22 protein-coding genes are annotated in these 22,737 nt (G+C 49.1%); 19 read left to right on the top strand and 3 right to left on the bottom strand.

The window, feature by feature from the left end; translation table 11 throughout:
* Positions 1-6 precede the first annotated feature (6 nt).
* From ABEA66_RS08805 to ABEA66_RS08775, 7 genes are all read left to right on the top strand, one after another.
* Complete coding sequence (locus ABEA66_RS08805; protein WP_079912076.1) at positions 7-1,110, top strand: dipeptide epimerase; 1,104 nt, start codon at positions 7-9, stop codon at positions 1,108-1,110.
* Complete coding sequence (locus ABEA66_RS08800) at positions 1,107-2,039, top strand: C40 family peptidase (protein ID WP_345587255.1); 933 nt, start codon at positions 1,107-1,109, stop codon at positions 2,037-2,039. The genes ABEA66_RS08805 and ABEA66_RS08800 overlap by 4 nt, the downstream gene beginning before the upstream one ends.
* A 183-nt stretch (positions 2,040-2,222) precedes the next feature.
* Entirely contained in the window at positions 2,223-2,927 is a 705-nt protein-coding gene (locus ABEA66_RS08795) for a hypothetical protein (protein ID WP_345587254.1), read from the top strand.
* A gap of 11 nt (positions 2,928-2,938) precedes the next feature.
* Positions 2,939-3,631, top strand: a complete 693-nt coding sequence (locus ABEA66_RS08790; RefSeq protein ID WP_345587253.1) for a CD3324 family protein — start codon at positions 2,939-2,941, stop codon at positions 3,629-3,631.
* Positions 3,632-3,921: 290 nt separating this feature from the next.
* Complete coding sequence (locus tag ABEA66_RS08785) at positions 3,922-4,626, top strand: Na-translocating system protein MpsC family protein (protein WP_345587252.1); 705 nt, start codon at positions 3,922-3,924, stop codon at positions 4,624-4,626.
* Positions 4,627-4,771: 145 nt separating this feature from the next.
* Positions 4,772-5,464, top strand: a complete 693-nt coding sequence (locus tag ABEA66_RS08780; protein ID WP_345587251.1) for a Na-translocating system protein MpsC family protein — start codon at positions 4,772-4,774, stop codon at positions 5,462-5,464.
* Between the two features lie 118 nt (positions 5,465-5,582).
* Positions 5,583-6,989, top strand: a complete 1,407-nt coding sequence (locus ABEA66_RS08775) for a PAS domain S-box protein (protein ID WP_345587250.1) — start codon at positions 5,583-5,585, stop codon at positions 6,987-6,989.
* A gap of 64 nt (positions 6,990-7,053) precedes the next feature.
* Here the strand turns inward: ABEA66_RS08775 and ABEA66_RS08770 are convergent, their stop codons facing one another.
* Complete coding sequence (locus tag ABEA66_RS08770) at positions 7,054-7,359, bottom strand: hypothetical protein (RefSeq protein ID WP_079912081.1); 306 nt, start codon at positions 7,357-7,359, stop codon at positions 7,054-7,056.
* Positions 7,360-7,460: 101 nt separating this feature from the next.
* Positions 7,461-8,003, bottom strand: coding sequence for an NAD(P)H-dependent oxidoreductase (locus ABEA66_RS08765; RefSeq protein WP_079912082.1), 543 nt, complete (start codon positions 8,001-8,003; stop codon positions 7,461-7,463).
* A gap of 248 nt (positions 8,004-8,251) precedes the next feature.
* On the opposite strand from ABEA66_RS08765, the gene ABEA66_RS08760 reads away from it, so the two are divergent.
* From ABEA66_RS08760 to ABEA66_RS08730, 7 genes are all read left to right on the top strand, one after another.
* Positions 8,252-8,629, top strand: a complete 378-nt coding sequence (locus ABEA66_RS08760) for a winged helix-turn-helix transcriptional regulator (protein WP_079912083.1) — start codon at positions 8,252-8,254, stop codon at positions 8,627-8,629.
* Positions 8,630-8,746: 117 nt separating this feature from the next.
* Positions 8,747-8,929: a hypothetical protein gene (locus ABEA66_RS08755; RefSeq protein ID WP_345587249.1), complete on the top strand. Its 183-nt coding sequence runs from the start codon at positions 8,747-8,749 to the stop codon at positions 8,927-8,929.
* 53 nt (positions 8,930-8,982) lie between these two features.
* On the top strand, positions 8,983-10,185 hold the full coding sequence (locus tag ABEA66_RS08750; protein WP_345587248.1) for a stalk domain-containing protein: 1,203 nt from the start codon (positions 8,983-8,985) through the stop codon (positions 10,183-10,185).
* Between the two features lie 19 nt (positions 10,186-10,204).
* Complete coding sequence (locus tag ABEA66_RS08745; protein ID WP_345587247.1) at positions 10,205-10,642, top strand: DUF6508 domain-containing protein; 438 nt, start codon at positions 10,205-10,207, stop codon at positions 10,640-10,642.
* Positions 10,639-11,613 (top strand): helix-turn-helix transcriptional regulator, encoded by a 975-nt coding sequence (locus tag ABEA66_RS08740; RefSeq protein WP_079912086.1) that lies wholly within the window; start codon positions 10,639-10,641, stop codon positions 11,611-11,613. Before ABEA66_RS08745 ends, ABEA66_RS08740 begins: the two co-directional genes overlap by 4 nt.
* Before the next feature lie 332 nt (positions 11,614-11,945).
* Positions 11,946-12,152 (top strand): hypothetical protein, encoded by a 207-nt coding sequence (locus ABEA66_RS08735; protein WP_079912087.1) that lies wholly within the window; start codon positions 11,946-11,948, stop codon positions 12,150-12,152.
* Between the two features lie 200 nt (positions 12,153-12,352).
* Complete coding sequence (locus ABEA66_RS08730) at positions 12,353-12,640, top strand: hypothetical protein (protein WP_345587246.1); 288 nt, start codon at positions 12,353-12,355, stop codon at positions 12,638-12,640.
* 126 nt (positions 12,641-12,766) lie between these two features.
* On the opposite strand, the gene ABEA66_RS08725 is transcribed toward ABEA66_RS08730, so the two are convergent.
* Entirely contained in the window at positions 12,767-14,527 is a 1,761-nt protein-coding gene (locus ABEA66_RS08725) for a sigma-54-dependent Fis family transcriptional regulator (protein ID WP_345587245.1), read from the bottom strand.
* A gap of 232 nt (positions 14,528-14,759) precedes the next feature.
* Between ABEA66_RS08725 and adh the strand changes: the two genes are divergently transcribed.
* The 5 genes from adh to ABEA66_RS08700 all read left to right on the top strand — a co-directional run bounded on the left by adh (position 14,760) and on the right by ABEA66_RS08700 (position 21,710).
* A complete protein-coding gene (gene adh / locus ABEA66_RS08720; RefSeq protein WP_192703857.1) occupies positions 14,760-16,280 on the top strand; it encodes an aldehyde dehydrogenase in 1,521 nt (506 codons plus the stop codon).
* Positions 16,281-16,291: 11 nt separating this feature from the next.
* Positions 16,292-16,657, top strand: a complete 366-nt coding sequence (locus ABEA66_RS08715) for a DUF779 domain-containing protein (protein ID WP_079912090.1) — start codon at positions 16,292-16,294, stop codon at positions 16,655-16,657.
* Positions 16,658-16,897: 240 nt separating this feature from the next.
* Positions 16,898-17,854, top strand: coding sequence for a 3'-5' exoribonuclease YhaM family protein (locus ABEA66_RS08710; protein ID WP_079912091.1), 957 nt, complete (start codon positions 16,898-16,900; stop codon positions 17,852-17,854).
* A 123-nt stretch (positions 17,855-17,977) separates the two neighbouring features.
* Positions 17,978-20,230: an McrB family protein gene (locus ABEA66_RS08705; protein WP_345587244.1), complete on the top strand. Its 2,253-nt coding sequence runs from the start codon at positions 17,978-17,980 to the stop codon at positions 20,228-20,230.
* The gene (locus tag ABEA66_RS08700; protein WP_345587243.1) at positions 20,205-21,710 is read left to right on the top strand and encodes a DUF2357 domain-containing protein; all 1,506 of its coding nucleotides are present in this window, start codon (positions 20,205-20,207) and stop codon (positions 21,708-21,710) included. Before ABEA66_RS08705 ends, ABEA66_RS08700 begins: the two co-directional genes overlap by 26 nt.
* The last annotated feature ends 1,027 nt before the right edge of the window (positions 21,711-22,737 follow it).

Raw genomic sequence — 22,737 nt, 5'->3', positions numbered from 1 at the left:
GCGTTTATGAACATAAAAAGCATTGAAGTGATGAGGCAGTCAACTCCGCTGAAAAAGCCATTCAAGACTGCCCTGCGCACGGTATATAACGCAGAATCGATTCTTGTGCGGATTCAGACTGATGACGGCAGAACCGGATGGGGGGAGGCTCCTGCGACTATCGTCATTACGGGAGACAGCTTGGACAGCATCCATTCCGCTATCGCCCATACGTTTACTCCGCTTTTGATTGGACGCAGCTTGCTTGCGTACGAGCAAATTCTGCAGACGATCCATCAGTCGATGGTCGGCAGCAGCAGCGCCAAAGCGGCCGTCGATATGGCCGTATACGATTTGGTCGCGCAGTACTGCGGCCTTCCTTTGTACCAGTTTCTTGGAGGCTATAAGGATCAGCTGGAGACGGATTTCACCGTTAGCGTCAACTCGCCCAAGGAGATGGGGGAGGATGCCGTCCGCTATGTGAAGGAAGGCTTCAATGTGCTGAAGATTAAAGTAGGCAAGGATGATATTCAGCAGGATATCGAGCGGATCAAGGAAATCCGCAGCTGCGTCGGCAGCGGTATCCGCATCCGTATTGACGCGAATCAGGGCTGGCAGGTGAAGGATGCCGTCCGTTCCATCCGCCGTATGGAGGACATGGGGCTGGATATTGAGCTGGTGGAGCAGCCTGTCAAGGCGCATGATATCGAAGGGCTTAAGGCGGTTACCGATGCGGTGGAAACGCCGGTGATGGCGGATGAGAGTGTGTTTTCCCCTGCGCAGGCATTTGAAGTGCTGAAGCGCCGTGCAGCCGATATGATCAATATTAAGCTGATGAAATCCGGCGGCATCTATAAAGCTCAACTCATTAACCAAATCGCCGAGGAATTCGGCGTAGAGTGCATGGTCGGCAGCATGATTGAATCCCGCGTGGCCGTTACCGCTGCGGCGCATTTGGCGGCAAGCAAAAAAAATATTACCCGATTCGATTTCGACTCCCCGCTTATGATGCAGAACGATATTGTAGACGGCGGTGTTCAGTATGACGGCAGAAGGATGACGTTCCCTAACGAAGCGGGTCTTGGCATACGTAATGTAGCCTATACGCAAAGCGTAGGGGTGGGATCATGAGCATGAGCATGGAGCGGATGGTTGTCGCGGTCTCCGTTGCCACGGTGTGGACGAATCCTCAATCCTCGCGTTCACTGGATGCGCCTGCCTTACAGCAGCCTGCAGCTATAAGATCATGGTTAGAGAATATGACGTTGGAGGACCGTCTGGATTTATACAGCAGCAACCGGATCCAAACCCAAGCTGTATACGGCACGTCCGTATTAGCAGTCGAGGAGCAAGGGGACTGGGTGAAAGTGCTTATTCCCCAGCAGGGGACCCGCAAGGAGGCGGGGGGGTATCCTGGATGGATTCCCCGCTGCCAAATAGTGTCCGAATCTACTGAGCTGGCGAGCAGCAAGAGAGCGGAGGTTATCACCAATACCGCCTGGCTCTACCTGACTCCGGCTGAGCCGCTCATTGAATTAAGCTTCTTGTCGTCGCTCCCTGTACTTGAAGCTGCCGATCCTTGGATTAAGGTACATATTCCGGGGGCGGAAGGCATCGGGTATGTAAAAGCGGAAGAAGTACGCTTGATCAACGGATTCCTAAGCCCTAAACCAGGCTCGGGCCATGTCGGGCAGTTCATTTTGGATAGGGCGATGCAGTTCTTGGATTTGCCTTATTTATGGGGCGGCATGTCAGCCTTTGGCTATGACTGCTCCGGGTTCGCTCACTCGATGCACCGCTATGCGGGAATATCGATTCCGAGGGACGCCTCGGATCAGGTTCATTACGGTACCTCTATTGAGAAGGACCGGTTGGAGCCGGGAGACTTGCTGTTTTTCGCTTACGAGGAAGGCAAGGGAGCCGTTCATCATGTCGGAATCTATGCAGGCGGCGGACGAATGATTCATTCTCCCGAGACGATAAAAAGTATAGAAGTGGTCGAGCTGAGCAGCTATAAGCTGATCAAAGAGCACTGCATGTCCAGGCGTTATTGGGAATAGTACGGACTATGAGAAGAGCCTGAAGCGAAGCTTCGGGTTCTTTTTAGGCATCTCGCCTAAATTTCGATTTATGTAATATTGTTTTAAACCATTCATGACCTATATTCCAGACATCCCCAATGATATGATGCTCATATACCTGCTGCGCAGCGGGACGATGTGATAAGGAAAGGGGCTTCAAGAATGGGGAAGGATCATATCATTAGAGCGATGCTGTCTGAAAAGGTGAGTATGACGCCAAATGGGTTTGAGGCAAACCAATTAAATCCCAAGCAGTTTGCAGAGTGCCACGAATTGTTTTTTGACAAGATTTTTGACATTAGTGCATCGGATATAACGGGTGTAGAGGGCTATGGTGAGTTTAACGATGAATGCACAACAGAATATGGGACCTGCAGAGAATTCCTGATCGATACCTTCGCAGAGGATGGAGAAGGCTACTGGTATAACTGGAGAGAAATGTTCGAAACGACGGTTCTGGAGCGAGAATTCTTCGAGCAATACTTCAAGGAAATGGAAGATAGAATTGATTATTGTGAAGGGAAGCGTTATTTGGTTTACAACAATACGTTTTTCGTGAATATGATTACAGATGGCAGGACGATGGTCGGTTTCCCTGACTGGAGCCGATCCGGTATTTGTGATTTCCTCCTGGATTTTGCCATAATGGACTTAAATAAGCCTTACTTGCGAATACCGGAATTGTTGGTCCAGTATTGCGAGAACAGGGGCATCAACATACCCGATTTCAAAGAAAGATTCTTATGTATGGCCTACTATAAAGGGATCGACACCTTGCGATGGCATGCTTCGATCGATGACACAGAATCGTGCGGGTCCATAATGAAATCCATCCGTGAACTGAAAGATCGGCTATACGCCTTATAGATGGTGATGCTATGAAATACGAGAATGCCTGCGATGTATTACCAGAGGAGCTGTTGAGAGAAGTTCAGAAATACGCGGCAGGTAAGCTTCTATATATTCCTTCCGGAGAGGAAAAAAGAGCCTGGGGCGAAACGTCCGGTTACCGGGAGCAGCTGCAGCGGCGCAACCTGATGATTCGCAATAAATATGCTAATGGAATGACGGTTTCGGAGCTTGCGGATGAGTACTTTTTATCCTTGGATTCTATTAAGAAAATCATCTATTCGAAGAAAAATGATAGAAAGTTGACCTATTGTCCGACTATCGGATCAGCGGTTCAATATGCCAGTATCGGGATGATCGAGGAATGGATTCAATGCTATCTGCTGCTTACCCACAAAGCTGCTCCCCTTTTACATGATTTCATCAAGGAAGATCATTTGTATTTTGGCGTCGTGAAGCTCCCGCTTCGTCTCGTTCAGTATGATGGAGCGGAGCAGGAGGAAGAACATGGCATGGAAGAGGATACAGCCGCCCTCCCGCCGCTTCTTATTCAATATGAGGCAGGCAAGTTTTATTGTATCGTACAGCAAGAGCTGCTGGGCACGTTAAAACAACGCAAAGTCAACGCTTATCCGACGATCATTGTATTGAAAGGGAACGCCGATTATAAACGATTTATGAAATACTATGGAACCGTATTATTTTTTGTTGATAAAGGCTAACAGACCGGGTCCAAGTCAGCCTGCTTTTATTAACAATAATAAATGGGTCTTGTTTAAATGATAAAAAATTATTAAAATAATCCCTAGGGCAAAAGAAATAAAGCTTTCGCCTTTACCAGATTTACTACACCTAACCACTAATTCGGCATTAATGAACCAGAGATAGCGCTGGACATAAGCCTAAATAAGAGTTGTTCATGACAACTTTTATTTAGGCTTTTTTTGCTTCTAGTTCCTATTAAATAATTGAGGGTAAAAGACTAGCTTTACCTAAACTGAGGATGGGTTTTTTGGATAAAAATGAAAAGCAAACTCAAAACGAAATTGCGAGCCACATCGGAAGATTGCTGCGAGAAGCCTTTGGAAAAGGGCCGCAGTCGATTTTTGTCAGTATCAGTCGTCCGTTTATTATCATATATTTAAGGAAATTTTTATCGCCAACGGAGAAGATTCTTCTTCAGCAAGATGAGGTTTATTCCGTTCAGCATACTAGAGACTTAGTGATGAGGTCGTTGATCCCGGAGATTAAAGCCTATTTGCTGCTGCTGACTGGAATGAACATTCGGGAATTTTACTATGACTGGGGATTGCATAACCATTCGGGCATACTTGTCGAAATAGAATCCGAAGACAGCCAGCAGGATTTCACTCCGCAGGAATGGTATGCAGGGAAAGAGGAGCTGCATCAGGAAATCGATAGAATCAGCCATCAGATCCAAAAAAAACCGGATGAAACCCAGTCATATTTGATTAATGAAAGGACACTTCTGGTTGTTAGAACGGGAATTCTGATCAGCATTGGCAAAGAGTTAATTCGGCTTGGCTTTGAAGAAAGCTTAAAGCTGGCAGAGCGAAATTTGGAAAAAAATCATTTGTTCAATAACAATCAGTTTCAAAAAATTTTAAATTGCCGGATTGTGGATGTATTTGCTGATTGGGACTTCCATCTGGACAAAAGCATTATCGTGTTCATCTTAAAACCGTTTCAGGAATAACAATCCAATTCGCTCTAATCATGGATAGAATGCAGCCAGAAGTGAATAATAAATGAAGTTTCTGTTGTTTTATTCCAAATAAGTAATTACAATGAATCTGGGGTGAAAGAAATAATGCTTTTGCCTAAATAGAGGATGAATGATCTTGGATAAACAGGCTATAACCGAAATAGCGAGTTACGTCGGCAGATTGCTTAGAGAGGCTTTCGGGAAAGGCCCTCAATCGATATTTGTCAGCATCAATCGCCCGTATGTTGTTCTGTATTTAAGAAATTTCTTATCGCCGACAGAGATGATCCTTCTTCAGCAGGAGCAGATCCAATCGATTCAAACGACGAGAGCTTTATTAATGAAATCCATCATTCCCGAAATCAAAGCCTATCTGCTGCTGCTGGGTGGCATGAATATTCGGGAATTTTATTATGACTGGGGGCTTCATAACCAATCGGGCGTGATGGTCGGTATCGAAGCCTGGGATGACCACGGACAAACCCCTTTAGAGTCAGGGTATACAGGGAAAGAGGAGCTACATCGGGAGATTAATACGATCAGTCATCAGGTGCAGAAGCTGCCGGACGAATTGTATTCGTGCATGATCAATGAAAGAACCCTTCTGGTGATTCGCAATGGGATCCTGATTAGTATTGAAAAAGAAATGATTCGAATTGGACATGAGGAAAGCTTAAAGCTGGCTAAGCGAAATCTGGAAAAAAGGCATCTGCATAACGATGGCCGTTTCCAGGGATTTTTAAATGCGAAGGTTATGGATGTATTTGTTGACTGGGATTTTCATCTGGATAAAAGCGTCATTGTGTTCATCCTAAATCCGGGTCAATAATTTGGCGGTAATGAACCAGAGAGAACGCTGGACATCAGCCTAAATAAAAGCTGCGATTGCAGCTCTTATTTAGGCTTCTTTGATTGTTCGAGCACTTTTCGCGAAATGAGGAGATAATATGGTCGATTCTCACGAACAGAATGAGGTTCTAGATCGAATCACGGATGCCTTCTTTGCAGTCAATAACGCCTGGGAATTTACTTACATCAACGAAGAGGCGTCAAGAATGTTGTTCCGCAAGGCGGATGATCTTATTGGTAAAACTATATGGAATGAATTCCCGGATGCGGTTCATTTAACGTTCTTTGCACAATACCAGAAAGCCATGTGTGAGCAGCGAAGGGTGGAATTTGAAGCGTACTATCCTCCTTTAGCAGCCTGGCTCGATGTAAGGGCCTATCCATCCTCCAGCGGTCTTTCGGTTTACTTTCAAGACATTACACGGAGGAAGGGGATTTCCTTACAAAAGGAGCAGCATTTTGAGTCGCTTTTTACATATAACCCTGATGCTGTTTTTGCATTTGATTTGGAAGGGAATTATCTTCGTGTGAACCCGGCCATGGAGCGAATGTTAGTATACAGCGCGGATGAGCTTTTGGGCATGTCGTTTGTTCCATTGATCCCGGCGGAAGAGCTGGATAAAACCAAGATGTATTTTTTGAAAGCAGCCAAAGGCATCACGCAATATTATGAAACTAGAGCGTACCACAAAAACGGAGCTATTATCGATATGAAAGTAACCAACATGCCGATCATAGTCAACAATGAAACCGTGGGAGTATATGGGGTCGCCAAGGATATAACCCAGGAAAATAACAACAAGACGATGCTGCTGCAAGCTGAAAAACTGACGGCAGTCGGACAGCTCGCGGCATCGATTGCGCATGAAATCAGGAATCCGCTGACCTCGTTGAAAGGCTTTGTCCAACTCATCGAACAAACCTTGCCTGGAGTTAGCGAACATTATTTTAGGATTATGAAGGATGAGCTGAAAAGAATAGAGCTGATTACCAGCGAATTGCTTTATTTGGCCAAGCCGCAGGCCCAGGAGTTCAAAAGCGAGCAGATCAGCCAAATCATTCAGGATGTCATTCTGCTCATGGGCTCGCAGGCTTTAATTCACAATGTGGAAATAAGAACGTTCCACCTGGAGGAGCTGCCTGCCGTCCAATGTGTGGCGGCCCAGCTGAAGCAGGTTTTTATTAATGTTATTAAAAACGCAATGGAAGCCATGCCCGACGGCGGGAAGATCGATATTATGGCATCCAGGCCAAACCCGGATTTGATTATGATACAAATCAAAGACCAAGGCAAGGGTATTCCAGAGGAGCATATTTCCCAAATCGGCTCTCCCTTTTATTCAACCAAAGAAAACGGGACAGGTCTCGGCATGATGGCCACACAGCAGATCATTCATTCCCATAACGGAACTTTGAAAATATCAAGCAGCGAAGGCCAAGGAACGACCATTCATATAGGTTTGCCTATATACTCTGAGGCATACCCATCCCAATATAACGCATAGTTCCTGCAAAAGTGGGCTTCTCAACAAACCAAGGACACCTTATTGGTGTCCTTGGTTATCTTCATTATGGTCCCGGATTTAACTGGAAAGTAAAGGAAAGGGTTACGCTTGTTTGTAATTTAACGTCTATTGCATCATAAGAGATGATTACCCTCGGTGTTTCTCCCAAATCATTAAAAATTCGTACCCGGGTTGGTGATCTGAAACCCGCCGATCTTAACAACGCCCTCATTTGCAGGACTCTTTTACTAGTGCTTGTTTGTGTGTCGCCAATGATATCTTCAAATTTCTTTCTGAATTGCACGGAGTTTGCTAACTTCGCGGATAATCTGGCAATTTGAAGCAAAACTTGTTCGACTGTGGCGGCCATAAGATTCCTCCCTAAATCGTTTAGGATATCTTATGAACCAATGAAGAATAATGCTTGTACTAACGACCTATGCGATAAATAAGGCTCGTTAATAAACCGGATTAATGAACAAGCAAGCGGGAAGGAGCTTGGATATATTCGGCATATCTTTTAGCTTCTTGAGAGAGATAGGTATCGTTATCTTGGGAGGCGGCAGCATAGGTTACAAAAGCAGGAAGGTAACTCCCATTACATTTGGTAATCGTCCTCTGGATTGGCCTTAAAAATTCACTGATAGTGAACCAATTATCTCCACCCGCCCGGTAGCAATTTTCCGTCCCCCCCGTTGTTGTGGCAATCATAAATTCTTTGCCCTTTAAATAATCACCTCCCGGTCCATAGGCCCAGCCAAACGTTAATACATCATCAAACCATTTTTTTAATAGAGGCGGGCAGCTGTACCAGTAAAATGGAAATTGTAAAACAATCCGGTCATAGGCTAAGAGCAGCTGCTGTTCCTTCTCTGCGTCAATATTCCAATTCGGATACTCCTGATAGAGGTTTCGAACCTCAACGTTTGTATGTTTACTAATTTCAAGCAGGAATGCCCGGTTTGCACGTGATGTCTCCAAATTGGGGTGGGCGACGATGACCATAATGTTCATTTCATAAACCTCCTGGGCTGTACTAGTTAGTTTGGTTACACCCTCATTATTGAGTCGAATGAAATTTTTGAAAAGTACGCTTTTTATTCATACTTAGTCTGGAAAAACGTACGATAACGTGTTGATCGCTAGGGGATAGTACGGTTCACCGTACTACGTACGCAAAAAAATAGTACTTATAGAATTCGGGATACTCTGGTAAAGTCAGGGGAAGAGATTCGGAATTAGTGCAACAAGGAGTTGAGCTCATGGACGCGGATACATATCAATCGTATCGAACACAGGGAATAGTGACCACTTTGCATGCTATAGGTGGAAAATGGAAGCCGCTGATCTTATTTATTTTGATGAAGGAAGGAACTAGACGATTCGGTGAATTGAGACGTTTACTCCCCGAGGTTACACAAGGGATGCTTACCAATCAGCTCCGTGAATTGGAGAAAGACGGGCTCATCGTTCGGCAAGTGTTTCAGACGATCCCCCCGAAGGTCGAGTATTCACTGTCCGACCATGGAAGAACACTAAGTTCTATTTTGACCGACATGTGCGGATGGGGGTTTCATCATATCGAATTTATGAACGCTGCCAATGACACCCAAGAAGAGACTAAACGTTATACGGATTAAGAACGAAGGAATTGCACAATTTTACAAATTTCTACAGGATTTTCACGACCGATAGCGAATGTACTAAAAAGTGGATAAACAAGATAAAGTGTACAAAGCTTCGGTGGAGGAACAGACATGAAAAAAGGGTTAGCCCAAATGACGTTAGGCTTTGCGCTCTTATTCGCTAGCGGGGCAGGGATAGTTCATGCAGAAGAGCAGGGCATACATCATGAGCAGAGAAAAATCAGCTACAACGGCAGCAGCTATACCTTGGATCTAATCCGGATCGACCTTAAGGAGATCCCACAATACAGGTAAAGGCGGCGGCCGCCAATCATGAGGTCGGGACTGTACAGGATTTTGCGGACATCATGTCGGACAATGACGCGGTAGCGGGCATTAACGGAACTTTTTTTGATGCTTTTACGGAGGATATAGAGTACCGGACGCCATATGGCATTGTGATGAACAACAACGATCTGTTCTACGGCGGGGATAAGGAAACCTCCATTACAGTATCGACGAATAAAGAGGCTTCTGTGCAAAGATTGGCTATTGGCAGCAATGTCCAGGCAGGCCGACTGGGAGCCCGTCTTAACGGAGTCGACATGTATCATGGAGATCAGGCTCGAAGCGCGTGGGTGTTTACCAAAGATTACGGGGATGTGGCGGATGAGCCGGGCATTAAAATCGTTATCGGACAGGATCAGAAGATAGCGTCCATTTCGGAGGAAGCGGTACGAATCCCATCAGGCGGCAAAGTGCTGCTGCTATCCACGGACTACAGCCTGGAGCAGGTTTCCAAGCAGGTGAAGCCCGGAGACAAGTTCAGCATGAGCCAGACGGTGACCAATCTAGACACGAAGCAAACGCTGCCTTTGGAGCAATACCAGATGGCGATAGGAGCCGGGCCGAAGCTGCTGACGGGCGGCCAAATCGATATTGATTTTGAACGGGACCGGTTTAACGACCCGCTGGTAACGTCGCAAGCGAATGTTCGGAGCTTTGCAGGGGTCGATGAAGACGGCCAATTGGTGTTCGGAACCGTCTCGTACAGCACGATCGAGCAGATGGCGAACGTCTTGGTTCAAGCCGGCATGACGGATGCCATCAATTTGGACGGTGGAGCGAGCTCGGCTCTTTACTATCAAGGCAAGGTACTGCGCAAGCCGGGACGGCTGCTCAGTAATGTACTGCTTGTGCAGCAGGCGGACAAGCCGCTCGTGCAACTTAGCATGAATGGCCATTTGGCCCAGAATAAGACCGGTTATATCGAGAACGGCATCACGATGGTACCTTTTCGCGTGCTGCTGAATCGGATGAATGCGGAATATACGTGGAACTCTGACGATTCCAGCCTGCATATAGAACGGGGGAAGGTGAAGGTCGATCTCAAGCTAGGTAATGACTGGGCAGAGGTGAACGGGCAGGCCGTCACCCTGGAAACGGTACCGCAGATTGTGAACGGCCGGATGTATGTGCCGCTTCGTTTTGTAGCTGAGGCTTTGGGTGCGCAGGTGCAGTGGGATGCTTCGCTGTACAGGGCAAATGTGACGTTCGATGAGGGTAAATAGACAGGTCAGGAACCCCGGCTTGATTAATCAAATGAGTGATACGGAGGTCGAGATGCAGGATCATCAACCATACAAGGCATTGCTTCATTTCCTGCCCTACTTTAAGTCGAATAGCAGCAAGTACGCCCTATCGGACAATGGATCATGGGACCCGTTCCTGTACGATCAGACAGTCCTTGATTTCGTAAAAACCATTAGTGAAACCCAAATGCTGCTGCAATTTGATTGGATGAGCTGGCAGGCCGAGGCTAACTCTTACTTCGATCACATAGAACGGATCCGAACCGCCGATATGTTAGTCATCAGAAAGCTCTTTACCACGATAGTTAGGGCAGACCGTTATAATGGAGGATTCTATGCCTCTATGATAGATCGCGGCGTAATTATTGCATTGTTGGAGCAACTATCAAGCTTGTTGGACAAGGATGAAAGGAGCTTTACAGCAGAACAGCCATGACCGAACGATTAATTCGATTAATTCGCATCATTATAGCCATTCAGGGCAAGCCGGGGATCACCGCCAAGGAGCTTGCGTTCAAATGTGAAACGACGGAGCGTACCATCTACAGAGATCTGCAGCTGTTGAATCTGATCACTCCGCTGACCCAGGAGGGATACGGCAAAGGGTATACCTTCATGGGCAATTTCGCAATCTATCCGATGAACTGGACCGAGCAGGAGGCGTTGGTGTTCTCAATGCTTCCTACGGTGATCGATCAAGTCAAGCCGCTGCTGCCTCCGGGCTTTGATTCCGCTTATGAGAAGGTAATGGCGACCTATAACAAGCAAAAATCAAACCATGCCGAGATCATTCAGCAGATTACCGAAGTGATTCAGATGGGGACCCCGGCTTACCGGGAGGACAGCTCCAACTTTTTATTTAAAATTCTTCAGGCATCGCTTGACCAAAAAACGATTCATGCGGTCTATCATACGCAAAGCCGGAATGCTCAATCGGAAAGAAAGATCGATCCGTATTACCTGGTTCCGAGGGACCATCGCTTCTACTTGATCGGGTATTGTCATCTTGCGGGAGCGATCCGTACGTTCCGAATCAGCCGCTTCAAGGAGGTGTCGGTTTTATCCGACTCTTTTGACAAGGGCAGCTTTAATGTCAAATCGTATCTGAAAAATACATGGTCCATCGAACGCGGAGACAAGCAAATTCGCTTCAAGGCCAAGTTCTACCCCAGTATTGCCCGTTACATAAAGGAGGAGGAGCTGTTTGTCCGGCCGAAAATGACGGATCTTCCGGACGGAAGCCTGCTGTTCGAGGTGACGATCAACGATGACCGGGAGTTCCTCAATTGGATTTATCAATACGGACCGGCGGCCGAAATCCTGGAGCCTGTATCGTATCGCGAAATGATGAAGGAGCAGCTCGCTGCATGGCAGAAGCTGTATGAGTGTAGGGAGTCACATGCGTGACTCCTTTTTTTATGCGGGGATTTCGGCAGATTCGCCGGAGAAGCTGCTGTAGCTTCAGCCGGTTATATGGTTGTAACCGCCATCTGTTGTAATAAATCCTTCAGGAAAACACATGACATAGAAGGAGATGGATTTTTTGGATGCATTATCAACAAATGGCGCTTAACCCTGCACAAGCTTTGGGTCATGCTCCATGCAGTCCAACCAGAGGGCGATTCCGGATCAGCGAGACGGAGTCACGAACATCCATTCTCTGACAAGCTGTTGTCCGCCTGCTCAGGTAAGGTATAAGGGTGGAAAAGATAAATAAGGAGTTATCAGGGGGGAGCAGAATGACAATCTGTAAGGTTATAACGGTAGATGTGCGCCGGATTGCAGAACAGCTGGGAATTCTGGAGCCGTTTGAAAAAGAGAATAGGAGGCAGGCTGGGCTTGCCAGGCAGGATAATAAGGATACGAAGGATAGTAAGGATTCGAAGAAAAAGGAGCCGGCGGATCACAAGGAGAAAGAGGGTCGAAAGAAAGAAGAGGATGAATAAAGCCGGCCTGAGGGCCTACGCTGTGTTGGCATTGGATTAAATTCCCAAAAGCTGAAACTATAGTTTCCATTCTTGCGTCTATCAATTAGATGACATAATAGCCAAAATAAGGGCGGAGGTTGGATGAGAATGCGACGTTATGATTCAGCGGATACGGCAGTGTCAGGCCTGGCGGCTTCGCAAACAGGGATGGGTTCGGTATGACAGTTCCTTTAAAAGAAAGCGGCAAGCAGCATGATATCAAGCAGCTGCATTCGGAATTATGGAGCAGGCTGCAGGAGAAGGATGAGGAGTTCGCGGAGAGCTTTCTCAAAGCCTGTTTGGAGGATTTGGCGTACAATGCCGAGGAGAGCCCCAGACCGAATCTACTAAGCAAAGCACTGGGCTTGCTGAAAGAACGCGGATTTTGGATAGCCGTTGCCATTGGCATTGTATGTCCGTTGGGGTTAACGTTTTTCTTCCTGTGGGCTGCGCTAATCGTCGAGTAGACCTTATGCACAGGATAAAAGGGAAACAAGCCCATAAGGGAAAGCCTTTCCCGGAAATACGATAAAACAGCCCGCAAAAGCGACTTCGTTACGAAGCCTGCCCTGCGGGCTGTTTGGCATGCTTATTTAAAAGGGAGTCAAATCGTACTCCTGTATTTTCCTGTACAAGGTCGTCCGTCCGATCTGCAATAGAGAGGCTGCTTTGCTCAAGTTGCCGCCCGTTTGCCGAAGCGCTCTCTTGATGGCTTCCATCTCCGCTTCCTTCAGGGACAGGACTTCATCTGAACGGCCCGATGCATCCGGGCGGGCTGCATCCTCACCGAGCTGGAGATGCCAGGCATCGATAGGGGCTCCTTCCGCAAGAAAGCTGGCCTGGAGCAAAGCGCTGTTCAGCTCGCGAATATTTCCCGGCCAAGAATAATGCCGAAGCTTAAGCTGAGCCTGCTCGGTAAGGCTTGAAGCGGGGTAACCGAGGTTGTGCAGCAAATGGGCGGCAAGTGGCACGATATCGCTTCGCTCCCGCAGAGAAGGCAGGGTGATTTGAATGCCCTTAAGGCGATAATACAAGTCCGCCCGAAAGCGTCCCGCCTTCACTTCCTCAGCCAAGCTGCGGTGGGTGGCCGCCACGATCCGGATATCGACGCGCCTGCTCTTCGTGCCGCCGACCGGCGTGATGGTGCTTTCCTGCAGCACCCGCAGCAGTGCAGCCTGCGCCCGAAGAGACATATCTCCGATTTCATCCAGAAAAATCGTGCCTTTATGGGCGGCTTCGAACTTTCCTATGCTGCCTTCTCTATTAGCCCCGGTAAAGGCTCCGCGCTCGTAGCCAAACAGCTCGCTTTCGATAAGGCTGTCCGGGATGGCGCTGCAATTAACGGCGATGAAGGGCTGGGCGCTGCGAGGACTGGCCGTGTGAATGGATTGAGCGAACAATTCCTTGCCGGTCCCGCTTTCACCCAGCAGGAGCACCGGATAGTCGGTGAGGGCGGCCTTCCTGGCGATCTCCTTCGTCTGGAGCAGCTTCGGACAAGTCCCGATAATGTCCTGGAATTCATACCATCGTGGCTCGCCAGGAGCTTTCCGCTGAATGGCGACGGAACGCCATATCTTGTGGCGGTCCCCGTGGATCGTTTCAATGGCGAAGCCCGCGGCTCCTTTGAATTCCTTGCCCAAGGCGTCGCGGCCGACAATGCGCAGCGCGGCCTGATTAGCGCGGACGATCCGGTTGTCCCGGTCGAGGGATAATAGCGGCATGGGTACGTTTTGTGCCGTGTAGTCAAGCTCTTTTAGCGTAATAAGATGTTCGTCGCGGGTTTCCTCCCAAATCAGCTTGTTTTGCAAGGAATCAGCCGCCATACAAGCCAAGGTCAATGTATAGTCGTGGTAGCTTTCTTTTTTACCGCTGATGTTAATGACTCCGATGAGCTGTCCGGAGGAATTGAAGACGGGGGACGATGCGCAGGTCAGGAAACGGTTGGACGTATAATAGTGCTCCCCGGCATGGACGCGGACGGCCTTATGCTCCGTCAGAGCCAGCCCGATGGCATTCGTCCCTTTGCGGCGCTCCTCCCAGTTGGCCCCTACCTGAAGCTGTACCCGCTCTGCACGGTTCGAGAAATCAGGGTCGCCGACAGAGTGAAGAATGGTCCCTTGGGCGTCGATCAGAAGCGCCATTTGTCCCGACTGCTTGATAAGACGATTCATTTTGGCAAAAATCTGCTCCGTATGCCGGATTAGCTGCTCATGCTGCCGTGTGAGCTCCCGTATTCGGTTCCCGGTTATAATGTCGTCATATACAGGATCGGACGGCTTCAATCCATAACGCTGACAGCGCTTCCAAGAATTCTCCATCATTTGAGACAGGTCGGTTACTTCCAGAGATGACAAAGTGAACACCTCCATCGTTCGTACGGGCTTCTATCTTCATGATACCATAAAAGATTCAGCGGTTTCTATTTGCGAAAAAAGGTTGTATCAAAATGAAACAGCCCGACTGTACCAGCATAGAACAACAAGCGGCCGGGCATTCTTCCGAAAGGCCTCTGCAGCAGGCCTGAACGGTTTGGCACGATTCTTGCTTATATAATTAGTGAAACCAAATTGAAGGAGGATGTTCACAATGATCTATGCACAACCGGGACACAACGATTCGAAGGTGACATTCAAGAAGCGTTACGAAAACTTTATAGGCGGCGAGTGGGTTGCGCCTGTGCAAGGGCAATATTTTGAAAACGTTTCACCGGTGAACAACCGTCCCTTCTGCGAAATTCCCCGCTCGACGGCGGAAGATATCGAACTGGCGCTGGATGCCGCTCATGCGGCCAAGGAAAGCTGGGGACGCACCTCGGCAGCCGAACGGGCACTTATCCTTAATAAAATTGCTGATCGTATAGAAGCGAATTTGGAACTGCTGGCGGTAGCCGAGACTTGGGATAACGGGAAGCCGGTTCGCGAGACATTGGCTGCCGACCTGCCTCTTGCCGTCGACCACTTCCGCTATTTTGCCGGGTGCATTCGCGCCCAAGAAGGGGCCTTGAGCCAAATCGACAACGATATGGTGGCATACCATTTCCATGAGCCGCTGGGGGTCGTCGGGCAAATTATCCCGTGGAACTTCCCGCTGCTGATGGCGACCTGGAAGCTGGCTCCTGCATTGGCTGCAGGGAACTGCGTGGTGCTGAAGCCGGCTGAGCAGACTCCTGCCTCCATTCTGGTGCTGACCGAGCTGATTCAGGATTTGCTGCCTCCGGGCGTGGTCAATATCGTCAATGGCTTCGGTCTTGAAGCCGGCAAGCCGCTCGCGTCCAGCAGCCGCATTGCCAAGATCGCTTTTACCGGGGAAACGACCACTGGCCGTCTCATTATGCAGTATGCTTCCCAGAACCTTATTCCGGTTACATTGGAGCTAGGAGGCAAATCGCCGAACCTGTTCTTCGAAGACATTATGGCCAAGGACGACGCATTCTTCAATAAAGCGATCGAAGGCTTCGTACTGTTCGCCTTGAACCAAGGGGAAGTGTGTACGTGCCCGTCCCGCGCTTTAATTCAAGAATCGATCTATGACGCTTTCATGGAGAGGGCGCTGAAACGCGTTGCCGCCATCAAGCAGGGCAATCCGCTCGACACGGAAACCATGATCGGAGCTCAGGCCTCCACGGAGCAGGTCGAGAAAATTATGAGCTACATCAGCATCGGCAAGCAGGAAGGTGCAGAGTGTCTGATCGGGGGAGGCCGTGCAGCATTGGAGGGTGAGCTTGCAGAGGGCTACTATATCCAGCCGACCGTCCTCAAAGGCCATAACAAGATGAGGATCTTCCAGGAGGAAATTTTCGGACCGGTCGTCTCCGTAACCACCTTCAAGGATCAGGAGGAAGCGCTGGCGATTGCCAACGATACGCTCTATGGCTTGGGAGCGGGACTATGGACACGCGATATGAACGTAGCTTATCGGATGGGGCGCCAGATTGAGGCAGGACGCGTATGGACGAACTGCTATCATGCCTATCCTGCGCATGCGGCCTTCGGCGGCTACAAGACCTCGGGGATCGGCCGTGAAAACCACAAGATGATGCTCTCGCATTATCAACAAACGAAAAACCTGCTCGTCAGCTACAGCCCGGATGCATTGGGTTTCTTCTAAGAGGTGCGGTGATGACGGAGGACGTCAGGAAGGTTCTTGCCACCGAAGCCGCGCTGGAATTGATCGAGCTCCTGAAAGCCAAGCATGGACCCGTCATGTTCCACCAATCGGGAGGCTGCTGTGACGGCAGCTCGCCTATGTGCTACCCGCAGGGAGATTTCATCATCGGAGAACAGGACGTATGGCTGGGAGAGATCGGAGGAGCCCCGTTCTACATGAGCAAGGCGCAATATGAATATTGGAGATACACCCAGCTTATTATTGATGTCGTGCCCGGCAGGGGAGGCATGTTCTCATTGGAAAATCCGGAGGGAAGGCGTTTTTTGACCCGATCCCGCGTGTTTACGGAAGACGAGCGCCGCAGTTTGAATCTATAGGAAATTCGAAGCCCTTTTTCCGGTCCTGTACCGTTGAAAGAGGGCTTTTTTCATGGAATGCCGCCGCCGTGTAGGGAATTGTCCGCGCGTGTCGAATTATATAGAGAATATGGAAGGCCGCTCTGCAGCCAAATCCAATATCCATAGACGGACCGGCAGAAGGCTGCCGGAATTCCGTCGCTTGGTGTTCAACAGGAGCGTTTAATGAACAGCTGGACATAGATTTATGGAGGAACTGAAATGACATTAATAAAACAATTAACCAATCAGGATGAATTCGTCGGCTTTTACCTGCTTAAGGAGCTGGAGGTCAAGCAGACCAACGGGACGCCTGCCAAAGATTATTTCGATATTGTTCTAAGTGATGCAAGCGGCCAGCTTCCCGCCAAATTTTGGGATGTGACCCCGACGGATAAGGAAACCTTTTTCCCTATGGGGCTTGTAAAGGTACAGGGCGTCGTCCAGACCTACCGCGAGAAGCTGCAAGCCAAAATCATTCGTATCCGAAAAGCGACGGAGAGTGACGGGGTGTCGTTAACCGACTTTATCCGCTCTGCGCCGATTCGTCCTGTCGATCTCGTTTATACGGTCAAGCAGGTTCTCGGCACGATCGAGGATGAGGAGATTCGGACGATTACCGCATTTTGCGTTGCCAAGGTGGAAGAGAAATTGATGCATTACCCGGCGGCCAAGTCCCATCACCATGCTTACTGCGCCGGATTGGCTTATCATATGGTGCGCATGCTCGAGATCGGCGATTTCTTATGCAAGCAAAGACCTTTCTTGAATTCGGATCTCATTAAGGCAGGCATCATTCTGCATGATATCGCCAAGCCGGAGGAAATGATCGCCCAGCTGGGCATCGTATCGGATTACAGTATTCCGGGCAAGCTAATCGGCCATATCTCAATGGCCTCAAGCTGGATTACGGAGGCGGCCATCCTAAGCGGCATCGATCTGCAGTCCGAGCGGGTGCTGGCCTTGCAGCATCTGGTTTTGTCGCATCATAATCTTGGCGAGTGGGGAAGCCCGGTACAGCCGCAAACGGCGGAAGCGGTAGCGCTGCATCATATCGACGCGCTGGATGCGAAGCTGCAGATGGTGGAGGATGCGCTCGACGCGACCCCGGAGACCGAGGAATGGACGCCAATGATCCGCGGTCTGGAGAACAAGCCGATTTACCGTACGAAGCTGTAAAAAAAATCGGATACGAACATATATTCCATGACATCCTGCTGACGGACGGCTTTGCTTTAATAGAAGCAGCTGATGAGATGATTGAAGCGATCAGACTACAATGTTACAACGGTGGTGGCCTACATGAATATCCAAAAAATCGAGGAGCTGCTCGCGATTCCCGAAACCTCCGAGCGCTGCGAGCGTGTGCATGACGAAGTGCAGCCCGTACTGCTGCAGCTGATGAATGCCTTCAAAGGGGAATATGGGGGAGTTGCCCCGGAGCTGCACGATTACCAAGTACATACCTATGAAATGACGCTGCGGACGACCATGCACGATGCACGCAATCCGAAATATGCCCCGAAGAAGCAGGACAGCGATATAGGGAAAAGGGCGTTTATCGAGCTGATCGACAAAAGCCTGTTTCAAACGGAGTTCGGCGTGCTCCGGCTGGAATTTAATGGCCTGGAAAAGCAATGTAAGATCATTATGCCGAGCAGCTTTTATCCTTTTTGGGTAGCGGTACGCAGTCAATCCAATGAGAAGAGCTTCCGCGATCTGCTCGACAAGCTGGATTCCGATATTCGCATTCAGGCGGCGGATGGTCCGTTTCTTGCCAAAGACGAATGGATCCCCTACCTGCAAAAGGCGGCTGAAGATAAGAAACGGCCTTGGTTCCATGTCGGCATCTTTATTCCTTTTCCTGCTATCACGACGGAAGCCGGGCTGCTGGAGTCGATATGGTCGGCTTGGACTAAGCTTCAGCCCCTCCGGGAATATATCCGGACTGAAGCGGAGCAGCATGCACGCTCCATGAAAGTATTGAGTCAGCTGAACGCCCATCACGAGGATATTCCGTTAACCTTGTACGGGAAAACGTACGACATCAAGTTCGAGGAGGCTTACGATTACAAGTCGAACAACCGCCGTCAAAAGTTCGGCGTTTATGAGAAAGGCCAGCTAGTAGCGGACGGCATGCTGGATCAATATCTTAGGGAGCCCTATGAGGTTCTCGGTATTTTCATCAACAGCTACGGCCATATTTATACCAATCTGCGTCAGCTTTCGACGGAAACGGTGTACGAATGGTATATCACGAAAAGCTTCAAGTTTCATAAGCAGGAAGGCAAGGATATTAACCGGGAGTACCAGCTCAAAGCCTTTGAAGCATTGGCGGCCCATGGCTTTCAGGTCAGGGACAATGCTTTTTATGTAGGGACGTACGATAGTCATTCGGAGCAGTTTAAGGAGCCTGTCGAGCAATTGAAAAAGACGCTTGTAGCCGCTGCGCTTCTATTCGCCGACAGCTCTCAAATGATAACTTTGCCAAGGGCCGATTCGGCGGGAATGCAGCCTGCAGAGGAACCGGCCGCAGAGAATCTTGCGGAGGAGATAGAGGACGGTTATGAGCATAACTTCGATCTGTCCGTCATCATGGCGAATATCGGGGAGAGCGAATTGACCTATGCCCCGTCGATCATCCGGGATTTCCACTTGAACCTGGTCAGCCTCGAAGATAAACACTTCGTTATCTTGAACGGCATTTCCGGGACAGGAAAAACCCAGCTCTGCTTGCTCTATGCCAATGCGGTATACGGCCAGCCGCGGGATCATCTTAACCCTTATGTGAAGGTTATCCCTGTAAGGCCGGATTGGACCGACTCGACTGCTTTATTCGGTTATTACAGTGCGCTGGAGAAGCGATATGTGCGGACGCCGTTCCTGAATGCCCTGCTTCAGGCGATTCATGAGGGCAAGCCGATGTTCATCGTTCTTGACGAGATGAATCTGGCCCGTGTGGAATATTATTTGAGCGACTATTTAAGCGCCGTCGAATCGAAGCAGCCGATTCAGCTGCATACGGAGGAGCATATTACCGACGTTCCGCAGACGCTGCATATTCCCAACCATCTGTATTTGATCGGGACGATCAACGTGGACGAAACCACGCACAGCATTTCGGACAAGGTGCTGGACCGTGCCTTTGTCATGACGCTGTCGGATGTGGATTTGGACAGCTTCTGGAAAGAGGCGAATCCCAAATACAAAGCGGCTCTCTCCCAGGAGTGGGAGCTATTGCAGGAGCTTCACGGCATGCTTCGCCCCTATGAGCTTCATTTTGGCTACCGGACGATGAATGAGATGCTCCGCAAGCTGTACGTGAACGCGCAATTGGAAGCGGGAATCCGCATGGAGCCGGTGGAGGCCGTAGATCGTGCGGCTTCCGAGAAGGTACTGCCCAAAATTCGCGGGGATGAGCGGATCGCGCCCCTTCTTCAGCAGCTGATCGATTGGATGACAGCCAAGCTGGGTGAGGCTTCGGAATCGCTTCGTCATGTCAAGCGGATGAAGGGGGAGCTGGATCGGTATGGATCAGCCCAATTCTGGAGATGACCTGTTCTTGTGGTGCCCCGATCAGCTTGAATGGGTCGAAATCGGCGATATACGGCTTGAAGAAGCCAAGACCTACCGCTGGCGTACGGCGAATCCGGCTCCGTTTCGTTTGCTCTTGAACGGGATTCCGCAGCCGATGATGAGATCGGAGGACGGATGGGAGGGGGAACTCGCCATGCCCTTCCAATCCGGGCAAATAACGTTTCATATCCACCGGGATGGCGTCCGTGAGATCTCCTCATACCTGTACTCCGATTCCCGCAAATTGACGGAGGCGGAGTACCAGCGGATGATCACCGACATTTTGCAGGAGGCCAAGGTATGCTTTCAGCATGATGGCGCTGCGCTGTCGTTCCAATATAGTGGAGTGGACCGTTCGGTCTCCATTTCCCAATGGGATTATGTGGAGCGCTCCTTTCATCGGCTGACTTACTTATTCCGTGAAATTCAGGCTAGCCCGATGAGGGTATTGAAGGTTAGGGATCAATGGATGCAGCGGGACAAGGTCAAGCATGTGACGCCTGCCATGATCGCTTGGGCGGAGCGGCATCCCGGCCATGGGGCCACGCCAGAGCTTCCTGTGCCCTCTATGATATTGGCAGGAATGAGGGAAGAATCCTGCGACTTGTATGAGAATCGCGTCGTCAGCCGGCAGCTTCGGGAGCTGCTGTTCCTGCTAGGGCGATATGCGGATTCCGGCCTGGATAAGATTGCGGCCAAGGCGAACCGTTATCGCGACATCGTAACCCGTTGGCTGCAGACCGGCTTCCTAAAGCAGGTTGCCGCTCATAAGGGAACGATAACGATCTCCCAAGGGTTTCGGAAGCATCCGATCTATCGGGGCTGGTTTCAATGGTTTCAGGAGCTGTACCACTTCGATGACATCAAGCTTGGCTTAAAGAGCTCCATCCCGCTGAAGGACACGTATCATTTGTATGAAATCTGGGTATTTATGCAGTTGGTCGGCAGACTGAGGGAACAAGGGCTCGTTATGGATGCATCATCTCTTTTTGCAATGGATCGGGAGGGCCTGGTTCTGACCTTGTCAGAGAAAAAGGAGCATCGCGTGAAGCTGATCCAGGGCGGGTCTATCGCTTATCAGCGGTGGTTCACACGCAAAACGGAGAAGTTCGGTACATACACACACGGGATGAAGCCGGATATCGTGCTGGAGCTGAATGAACGCTTGTATATTTTTGATCCCAAGTACCGGCTGGATCATAATCTGCCTATGGCGCTCGGAGAGATGCACAAATACCGGGACGGAATCGTGAGACAATGCGGCGGCGCTCCCGCCGTTGAAGAGGTGTACATTATCACTCCGGCGTCGGGGACGGACAACGTTCGGTTCTTTGAGGACGAGTATCGGATGAAGCATATGATGGGCGCCTACTCCATGAATCCGGGCGGGTCCAAGGGAGAAATCCATGCCTGCTTGGAACGGATCCTACACAATGCATGGAAGCCAACTCTTGTATAAAGGGGTGGCTTTTTTGCGCTGTATAACAAAATGAAACCAACCAGCGGCAGCATCTTGTTTTTCTTGAAATGGAGAAATGCTATGGGGATACTGGACAATACCGAGAAAAGTACCTCTTATGTACTTCGACAATATTTTACATGTCATCAGCCCAAAACAACTTTCTTATCCCGGAGGTTGTTTTTTTATCCTTATGGACAAAGGGATTTCCACTATTTTCAAAATCACAGGAAGTTAAAACAAGCATATTGAGTGTTCCTACCGGCTGCCATACACTACTTATACTGCTGATGCTGCGTTGCATAAGCATACAAATACAACATGAGGGGGAAATGCGGTTTTGCGAAAACAACAACGATGGTTCGCGTTGGTGATGTCACTGCTGTTATTGTTTTCTCTGATGCCAGTGCCTGCTTTGGGGGCAGCGGGGGATATGATTAGTATTGGAAGTGACTGGAAAGGAAGTGTGTTTGGAGACGTTGGAAGCGATAACAATATCAGTTCTACCAATTTCGAAATTGCCGAAAAAGACGATGGAAGCGTAAAACTGAAAAGTGCAAATGATAGGGGGAAAATTTCAGGTTCTTCCTCCACTACTGGAACCGAAGGAATTGCATATTATTTTAAAGAAGTTGCTGAAGATGCTAATTTTGAATTGTCAGCTACTGCATCAGTTGGTGCGTGGTCAGCTAACAATCAGGTCTCTTTTGGTATTATGCTAAGAAGCAATGTACTTGAAAATAAATATCTAAGTACATTTACAGGCGACTATGCTGCAGTAGGTGCTCTTGATCAAAAAATCGAGACATTTTATAAGCAGCAATCTGAGAAGATGCCAAAAAAATTGGAGTTTACAAATGCGGCACCGCCAGCCGTAGGAAAAGTATATGATATAAGCATTAAAAAAGTAGGAAGTGCCTATAAAATTAGGGTTGGAAACGAAACGAAAGTCATTGATGATTTTGCTGGAAATATTCGTTATGCGGGGCTCTTTACAGCGAGGAATACAACAGTTACTTTTAGCAAC

Source organism: Paenibacillus vulneris (assembly GCF_039543185.1).
GTDB lineage: Bacteria > Bacillota > Bacilli > Paenibacillales > NBRC-103111 > Paenibacillus_S > Paenibacillus_S vulneris.
The sequence above is the reverse complement of the archived record's forward strand: the minus strand, read 5'-3'. Positions and strand labels throughout refer to the sequence as shown.

Excerpts from the sequence above, each read along its gene's own strand:
- ABEA66_RS08805 (WP_079912076.1), top strand. The coding sequence starts at position 7 with ATGAACATAAAAAGCATTGAAGTGATGAGGCAGTCAACTCCGCTGAAA.
- ABEA66_RS08800 (WP_345587255.1), top strand. The coding sequence starts at position 1,107 with ATGAGCATGAGCATGGAGCGGATGGTTGTCGCGGTCTCCGTTGCCACG.
- ABEA66_RS08795 (WP_345587254.1), top strand. The coding sequence starts at position 2,223 with ATGGGGAAGGATCATATCATTAGAGCGATGCTGTCTGAAAAGGTGAGT.
- ABEA66_RS08790 (WP_345587253.1), top strand. The coding sequence starts at position 2,939 with ATGAAATACGAGAATGCCTGCGATGTATTACCAGAGGAGCTGTTGAGA.
- ABEA66_RS08775 (WP_345587250.1), top strand. The coding sequence starts at position 5,583 with ATGGTCGATTCTCACGAACAGAATGAGGTTCTAGATCGAATCACGGAT.
- ABEA66_RS08770 (WP_079912081.1), bottom strand. The coding sequence starts at position 7,359 with ATGGCCGCCACAGTCGAACAAGTTTTGCTTCAAATTGCCAGATTATCC.
- ABEA66_RS08765 (WP_079912082.1), bottom strand. The coding sequence starts at position 8,003 with ATGAACATTATGGTCATCGTCGCCCACCCCAATTTGGAGACATCACGT.
- ABEA66_RS08760 (WP_079912083.1), top strand. The coding sequence starts at position 8,252 with ATGGACGCGGATACATATCAATCGTATCGAACACAGGGAATAGTGACC.
- ABEA66_RS08755 (WP_345587249.1), top strand. The coding sequence starts at position 8,747 with ATGAAAAAAGGGTTAGCCCAAATGACGTTAGGCTTTGCGCTCTTATTC.
- ABEA66_RS08750 (WP_345587248.1), top strand. The coding sequence starts at position 8,983 with ATGTCGGACAATGACGCGGTAGCGGGCATTAACGGAACTTTTTTTGAT.
- ABEA66_RS08740 (WP_079912086.1), top strand. The coding sequence starts at position 10,639 with ATGACCGAACGATTAATTCGATTAATTCGCATCATTATAGCCATTCAG.
- ABEA66_RS08735 (WP_079912087.1), top strand. The coding sequence starts at position 11,946 with ATGACAATCTGTAAGGTTATAACGGTAGATGTGCGCCGGATTGCAGAA.
- ABEA66_RS08730 (WP_345587246.1), top strand. The coding sequence starts at position 12,353 with ATGACAGTTCCTTTAAAAGAAAGCGGCAAGCAGCATGATATCAAGCAG.
- adh (WP_192703857.1), top strand. The coding sequence starts at position 14,760 with ATGATCTATGCACAACCGGGACACAACGATTCGAAGGTGACATTCAAG.
- ABEA66_RS08715 (WP_079912090.1), top strand. The coding sequence starts at position 16,292 with ATGACGGAGGACGTCAGGAAGGTTCTTGCCACCGAAGCCGCGCTGGAA.
- ABEA66_RS08710 (WP_079912091.1), top strand. The coding sequence starts at position 16,898 with ATGACATTAATAAAACAATTAACCAATCAGGATGAATTCGTCGGCTTT.
- ABEA66_RS08705 (WP_345587244.1), top strand. The coding sequence starts at position 17,978 with ATGAATATCCAAAAAATCGAGGAGCTGCTCGCGATTCCCGAAACCTCC.
- ABEA66_RS08700 (WP_345587243.1), top strand. The coding sequence starts at position 20,205 with ATGGATCAGCCCAATTCTGGAGATGACCTGTTCTTGTGGTGCCCCGAT.